The organism is Ulvibacter sp. 2210JD10-4 (assembly GCF_058148525.1).
Map to the genome: position 1 here is coordinate 1 of NZ_JBYVJZ010000017.1, position 497 is coordinate 497.

2 tRNA genes are annotated in these 497 nt (G+C 44.5%); both read right to left on the minus strand.

The features are described from left to right. Window positions 1-47: 47 nt before the first annotated feature. Window positions 48-121, minus strand: a tRNA-Ala gene (locus tag ACY2RT_RS15290). Window positions 122-423: 302 nt separating this feature from the next. Further along, window positions 424-497: transfer RNA gene (locus tag ACY2RT_RS15295), tRNA-Ile, on the minus strand.

Genomic DNA, 497 nt, shown 5'->3' on the forward strand with positions numbered 1-497 from the left:
CGTCCCAAATTTATTTGGAACACCTCAATTTATTGAGGATTCGTTAGTGGAGAATATCGGAGTCGAACCGATGACCTCCTGCGTGCAAGGCAGGCGCTCTAGCCAGCTGAGCTAATCCCCCATATGTTTCAGTAGCCGGTGGCCAGTATTCAGTATTCAGTATTCAGTTTTTCTCCTTCTTACTGCGTACTGCATACCGCGTACTGCAAACTGGTTGCCCAACTTCTAAAATTTCCTTTCAATATTTTTAGTTATCAGTATTTAGCCCTTAGATGATAGACATCTTTTTTAACTCTATACTTTTAACTTAGAACTTTTAACTCGCAAGCTCCGCTTGCTTTGTAGTCTCCCGTCTCTCTCGAGCCGGACAAGCAAAAAGACCTGCGCCAATGGCACATAAACTTCTGTCTGTCTTCGACCTTGTAGTCTCAGGCAGACTCGAACTGCCGACCTCTACATTATCAGTGTAGCGCTCTAACCAGCTGAGCTATGAGACT